Source organism: Deltaproteobacteria bacterium (assembly GCA_016234845.1).
Lineage (GTDB): Bacteria > Desulfobacterota > Deferrimicrobia > Deferrimicrobiales > Deferrimicrobiaceae > JACRNP01.
The window spans coordinates 1-3,935 of the sequence record JACRNP010000189.1; the positions used below are offsets into that span (position 1 = coordinate 1).

Below are 3,935 nucleotides of genomic sequence, written 5' to 3' on the forward strand. Positions count from 1 at the left end.
CGCTCGAACTCCAGACGGGCGAAATACTCCTCTTCGCTTTCGGCCGATTTCCTGGGCGTTCCGACCATGCTCGATCCCTCCCGGCGGTGTTTTCCCGCCTCGATGGGGCCATTATACCCGTTCTCCGGATTCCGCGACACGAATGGAGCCCCGAACCGGTCCGCGGAATCCGCGCACCCGCGCAGCGCGCCTTCCTCGATCCGGATCCGCTGGCGCAGCACCGCCAGGTTGGCGGCGGAGAACAGCACGAGGGTGGCGGGTGCGCGCATCAGCGCCGGGAGGATCAGGAATTCGAGCACGATGGCCAGGTAGTTCGGGTGGCGGAGGAACCGGTACGGACCGGACCGGACGACCCGGGCGCCCGGGACGACGATGACCCTCGTGTTCCAGAACTCCCCGAGAGCGGCGATCGCCCAGTACCGCAGGATCGTGACCGCCGCGAGGGCGGCCATGCATCCCCACGTGAGGGGATCCCGGGGGACGGCCCACGGGTGCGATTCGAGCGTCAGCGAAGCCAGAAACAGCGCGTGGAGGACGACCATCGTGCGGTATGTCTCCGGGCGGAACTCCACCCCGCCGCGGGAGAGGAGCCGCCGCCGGTTCCGGGCGGACAGCCAGAGCTCGATGAGACGCTGCGCCGCCACCATCGGGGGCACCCAGGCGGTCGTCATGTCCATGGTATCATTGTATGTGAAGTCTCCCGACGCGTGCCGCCCCGACCGCCGGGAACGCGCGGAAGGAGCGGTCCACCGTGAGATGCCGAATCGCGTTCCTCCTGGTGGCGATGCTGGCGGGTCCCGCCTTCGCCGACGATATCCAGGGAAACTGCGACGTCCGGTTCCTGGCCACTTCCACCCTTCACGACTTCACCGGCACCGCCCGCTCCCGCCCCTTCACGGCGCCGCTTTCGATGGACGCGGCGGGGAGGCGATCCATCCCTATCGTGGAGGTGCTGTTCCCCGTGTCGGAGATTAGGACCGGGAACGCCTCCCGGGACGTGAAGATGCGAGAGATGTTCCAGGCCGACCGGTACCCGGTGATCCGGGCCGTGGGACGGGACGTGGACGCGGAGACGTTCCGCGATCGGATGCGGAAGGATTCCGGCGGGAAGACGCCCATCGAGGCGACGCTGGTCATCCGCGACGTGGAACGGAAGGTCCGCGCGGAGGCCGGCAACTGGCGGGAAGAGGGGGACCGGATCTCCTTCGACGTAGAATTCCCCTTGTCACTCAAGGAGTTCGGCCTGAAACCTCCCTCCGTGCTCGGCTTCATCCGCGTGGGCGACCGGATCGTCGTGAAGGGGACAGTCGCCCTGACCGTTCGGGGAGCGCACAGGTGACCGCCTGGATCCAACGGATCGACACCCTGCTTCCGGACTTCTCCTTCGCCCAGGAGGAGGCGATGGCGAAGATGCAGGAGTGGGCCGGAAGCGACCGGGAGCGGCGGCTCGTCCGCGCCGTGTACCGCAACTCGGGCATCGAGCGGCGGCACTCCGTGTTGCGGAACTTCGACGGGGAAGGGGAGGACGCCTTCTTCCGGCGGGGTGCCGACGGGGTGCTGCGCGGACCGGGAACCGCGGCGCGGAACGACATCTTCGCCGCAGAATCCCGGGAGATCTCCGTGCGGCTGGCGCGGAAGGTCGTCGCGAACTGCCCGGGGATCGGCCCCGGCGACGTGACCCACGTCGTCACCGTTTCGTGCACCGGCTTCTACAACCCCGGGCCCGACTACCACATCGTCCGGGAACTGGGGATGTCCGACGCGACGCAGCGGTACCACCTCGGGTTCATGGGGTGCTACGCGGCCTTCCCCGCGCTGCGGATGGCGGCCCAGTTCTGCGCCGCGGACCCATCCGCCGTCGTCCTCGTGATGTGCGTCGAGCTGTGCACGCTCCACCTCCAGCTCACCGGTTCGGAGGACAACCTGCTGGCGAACTCCCTGTTCGCCGACGGCGCCGGCGCCGCGATCGTTTCCGCCCGTCCGCCTTCGCCGGGGGCGCCTTCGCTGCGGATCGGGGAGTTCCGGTCCGCGCTCGTCCCCGCGGGGGAGCAGGACATGACCTGGAAGATCGGGGACCGGGGGTTCGACATCGCGCTCTCCTCCTACGTGCCGAAGATCATCGGCGGGAACATCCGCGGCCTGGTGGAACCGGCCCTCGGAGGCGCGGGGCTCGCCCTCCCCGACATCGACCTCTGGGCGGTCCACCCGGGCGGGAAATCGATCGTCGACCAGGTGCAGAGGAGCCTCGGGCTATCGCCCGGCCAGGTGGAGCCGTCCCGCGAGGTGCTGCGCCGGTGCGGCAACATGAGCAGCGCGACGGTCCTCTTCGTCCTCGAGGAGATCCTCCGGCGGCGGGCGGGCGGTCCGGAAGGCAGGATCTGCGCGATCGCGTTCGGCCCCGGGCTGACCGTCGAAATGGCCACGCTGTCCACCCTCCCCGCCGCCACCGCCGCCGGCGTTCCCGTCGCCGGGGCGATCGTCTGATCCCACGGCCGCGGGCCGGGATCGATCCCGGAATCCCACCATGCGATTGAGCGTCGCCACGAATTTCGACCCGGGCCTGATCGCCGCCCTTCGGGGGTACCCGGTCGTGGAGCTGTTCGGGAAGCTCCGGGAGGACGCCGTGGGCGGAGGCCGGGCCTCCTACCAGCTGGCGCCGGTGTCCCGGAAGGAGCTCGCGGCGCACGTACGGGACGCACGTGCGGAGGGAATCGGCTTCAACTATCTCCTGAACGCCGCGTGCATGGGGAACCGGGAGATCACCCGCGCGGGGCAGGCCGGGATCGACGAACTTTGCGGGTGGCTCACGGACATCGGCGTCGAGTCGGTCACCGTCGCCTCCCCGCTTCTCCTCCGGCTGGTGAAGAGCCGCTTCCCGTCGCTCAAGGTCCGCGTCTCGGTCTTCGGCGGCGTGGACCGGGTCCGCAAGGCGCAGATGTGGGAGGAGATGGGGGCGGACTGCATCGTCCTCGACAGCCTCCTCGTCAACCGCGAATTCGCCACGCTCTCCCGGATCCGCAAGGCGGTCGCGTGCGACCTGGAGCTTCTGGCCAACAACAGCTGCCTGTCGTCCTGCGCCCTCTCCCCCTCCCACATGAACGCGCTGGCCCACGCCGGACAGTCGTGGCACGAAAATCGCGGTTTCCTCATCGACTGGTGCTTCCTCCGGTGCACGGAGATGAAGCTGCGCGAGCCGGTGAACTACGTCCGCTCCGAGTGGATCCGCCCGGAGGACCTGTCGCTGTACGAGGAGATGGGGTACGACCGGTTCAAGGTGGCGGAGCGGGACCTCCCCACCCCGGTGATGCTCTCCCGCGTCCGGGCGTACGCGGAGCGCCGGTACGACGGCAACCTCCTCGACCTGGTCCAGCCGTACGCTTTCCGGGGCGCCGACGGGGACGACCGGTATTACCGGAAAGGGATCGGGTGGATGCTCCGCTACCTGCTCCGGCCGCGCCTGGTGAATCCCGCGCGCTTGATGCTCCTCAAGCGCCTGGCGGAGCTGCGCCACATGACCCGCCCGGTGGAGGGGCCGCCGGCCGTGCACGTGGACAACCGGGCGCTGGACGGCTTCATCGAGCGGTTCCGGGAAAAGGGGTGCCGCGACGAAAATTGCGAGGAGTGCCGCTGGTGCCACCGGTTCGCGGAGGCGGCGGTGCGCGTCGACGAGGAGCAGCGGTCGAAGGCGCTGGCGGCGTATGAGGAGCTCTTCCGCGCCCTGGACGGTGGGGATATGTGGCGGTACCTGCCGGGGAAGAGGAGGAAGGCGGGATGAGGGGGCGTTTCGCCCTCAAGGCGCGGGAGCACGTCGGGACCCCGGAGCGGAAGCGCCGCTTCAACGAGCTCCACTTCGCGGAAGCCGCGTCGCGGTACGATCTCGCCACCCGGGCCATGTCGCTCGGCCGGGACGCCGCCTGGAAGCGCGCCCTCGTATC

The 3,935-nt window shown here is 69.4% G+C and carries 5 protein-coding genes; 4 read left to right on the plus strand and 1 reads right to left on the minus strand.

All coding sequences use genetic code 11. The annotated features are described in order from the left end of the window. Nucleotides 1-677 (minus strand): hypothetical protein (locus HZB86_11900; protein ID MBI5906226.1); only part of this gene is annotated, 677 nt, incomplete at its 3' end. 74 nt (nt 678-751) lie between these two features. On the opposite strand from HZB86_11900, the gene HZB86_11905 reads away from it, so the two are divergent. The 4 genes from HZB86_11905 to HZB86_11920 all read left to right on the plus strand — a co-directional run. Next, the gene (locus HZB86_11905) at nt 752-1,339 is read left to right on the plus strand and encodes a YceI family protein (GenBank protein ID MBI5906227.1); all 588 of its coding nucleotides are present in this window, start codon (nt 752-754) and stop codon (nt 1,337-1,339) included. Further along, the gene (locus HZB86_11910) at nt 1,336-2,484 is read left to right on the plus strand and encodes a type III polyketide synthase (GenBank protein MBI5906228.1); all 1,149 of its coding nucleotides are present in this window, start codon (nt 1,336-1,338) and stop codon (nt 2,482-2,484) included. The genes HZB86_11905 and HZB86_11910 overlap by 4 nt, the downstream gene beginning before the upstream one ends. A gap of 40 nt (nt 2,485-2,524) precedes the next feature. Then, nucleotides 2,525-3,775, plus strand: a complete 1,251-nt coding sequence (locus HZB86_11915) for a U32 family peptidase (GenBank protein MBI5906229.1) — start codon at nt 2,525-2,527, stop codon at nt 3,773-3,775. Then, on the plus strand, nt 3,772-3,935 hold a 164-nt coding region (locus HZB86_11920), incomplete at its 3' end, for a hypothetical protein (protein MBI5906230.1). The genes HZB86_11915 and HZB86_11920, both read left to right, overlap by 4 nt.

Excerpts from the sequence above, each read along its gene's own strand:
- HZB86_11915 (MBI5906229.1), top strand. The coding sequence starts at position 2,525 with ATGCGATTGAGCGTCGCCACGAATTTCGACCCGGGCCTGATCGCCGCC.